Source organism: Pseudomonas frederiksbergensis, from assembly GCF_003732705.1.
GTDB lineage: Bacteria > Pseudomonadota > Gammaproteobacteria > Pseudomonadales > Pseudomonadaceae > Aquipseudomonas > Aquipseudomonas frederiksbergensis_F.
The window spans coordinates 1-1,882 of the sequence record NZ_MOBR01000035.1 but is presented as its reverse complement, the minus strand read 5'-3'; the positions used below and the strand labels follow the sequence as shown (position 1 = coordinate 1,882).

Here is a 1,882-nt window from a genome sequence, read left to right as displayed (position 1 = left end):
CCCCAAGTAGCCCTTCGAGCGATGCAAAGGTGAACTGGTAAAGTTGAATCTGCCCACTGATGGTAATAGGTCGAGTGAATTTTTTTGGAGCTAGATGATGGGTTTCTCCACAACGTTGTGGGAATGGTACGGCCAAGATGATTACAAGCGTGTTCTTGCGGTGTGCGAGGCAATACCGGCTCTTGAGTTCCTCGCGCTGACCTCGGATATGCAGCAGAAAACCATCCCGGATTGCCCTGCATGTGAAACCTGGTCACAGATGATCTTTCCGTTGGACGAGGTTCTTTCAGTCTGTGGCAGCGCGTTACCAGCGCAGATCAATTCACGGCTGCGAGATATTTGGGAGCGATGCAATAGCCTTTCTGAGGCTGCACTCCAGTGTCATGATCGGCTGATATTTGATCATGACGAGTGGCGACCGATAAGGACCGCCTCCGCAGAGCTGCTGGATCTAATGGAACTTTTGGACATCAATCCATTCCTGGATGATTTGCTACTGGATTGCAGAAACCTTACTCGGGGAATAAAGCGTTGAGCATTTCTGCAATCAAATGATGGTGTTGGGCGAAAACGGACGTTCGCGAGCAGCAGCTATCGGCCATCAGGCGATAGATGTTCTTGGTCAATAGCCGTGATTAAGCAACCAGCGTAATCTTTCGGTCTTTCCGCACAATTGAGACTAGCAACAGATGACGGAACAACTTTGCGTTGTATTCATTCCGGCGCTTTCAGTGGCTTTGCAAAGCGCAGAAACGAACAAAGGCTCTCCGCTTACAGAGTCCGAGGCACTCAAGATCCGTGATCAAGCGACGTGTGTTGCCGTTCCATTCGAGGTCGCCCTGGATATGGAGAACGAACGTGGTTTCCGAGACTTGGTTTCCGAGGACTGCTGGAATGAATGGCAGCGATTACGGCTCTCAATGAAGAAGTCCCCCCTCTGAATTTCACCCAATACTCAGTCATAAGATGCACTTTTTTCCTGTTCCTAGCTGCCAAAATGAGAGGCAGCTTTTGGCTACTGTCTATGGTGAAGGGCCGCTTGGCCATAGCGGATATTCCCGCCGACGCCTGAAAGACTTAACCGTCTTCAGCTACCCCGTATAGCTTGCACAAGCTTTCCAACAACGAAAGCTTCGACTGCGCCTTCACTGGCGCCCGCCTCAAAAGCAGCGCAACACGCCGATGTGTCGCCGTCGCAGATACGGTAGGCAGCAATGACACTGCCTGGTCCGCAGCCTGTGTGCCCGCATAGGGAATGTCCGCCTTCAATTGAGCCCTGCATGACGCCAAGGCCATAGCACGGAGTAATCCATGGGCGCCCCGGAATCGGGCCGCCCAATGCTCGTGCTGTCTGCATTTCCTGGAGCAAGCTTGTGGAGAGCAGGTCTCCACGGAGGAGTCGATCCAGAAATAGCGCTGCTTGCGAAATTGGGCCGATCAACAGGCCGTGATAAACCCATGCGGGGTCATAATTTGAGGTGCTTCCATGGTGGGTCGTTTGTAAGTCAGCTCGCGTTTCAGCAAAGCGAACATTCGACAAGCCCAGAGGGGAAAGTACCCTTTTAGTCACCGCATTATCGAGTGTCAGATCAGTTAGCCGTTCAATAAGCCTGCCGATAAGCAGGTAGCCAACATTCGAGTAACGCCAACCGGTTCCGGGACTGTATCGAAGGCGAGCACCGTCAAGGCGTTGCATCATTTCATCTGCCGACCACGCTGGCTCACTGTTCGTAACAGCGGTGTGATACTGCGCAAGCTCGCCGTAATCGGCTAGACCTGCCTCATGCCGCAGTAGCTGACGTAACGTGAAAGGCTGATCAAGAATTGGCTCATCCAGTCTGATCAGCCCGTCACGCACTAACGATAGGGCTGTCGTAGCTAA

Annotated in this window: 3 protein-coding genes; 2 read left to right on the top strand and 1 reads right to left on the bottom strand. The window is 52.6% G+C overall.

From position 1 onward, the window contains the following. The first annotated feature begins 94 nt into the window (after positions 1-94). Entirely contained in the window at positions 95-535 is a 441-nt protein-coding gene (locus BK667_RS25055) for a hypothetical protein (RefSeq protein ID WP_123599215.1), read from the top strand. A gap of 154 nt (positions 536-689) precedes the next feature. Next, entirely contained in the window at positions 690-941 is a 252-nt protein-coding gene (locus BK667_RS33685) for a hypothetical protein (RefSeq protein WP_123599214.1), read from the top strand. A gap of 146 nt (positions 942-1,087) precedes the next feature. Here BK667_RS33685 and BK667_RS25045 read toward each other — a convergent pair. Continuing rightward, the coding region (locus tag BK667_RS25045) for a serine hydrolase domain-containing protein (protein ID WP_148060160.1) at positions 1,088-1,882 on the bottom strand (795 nt) is incomplete at its 5' end.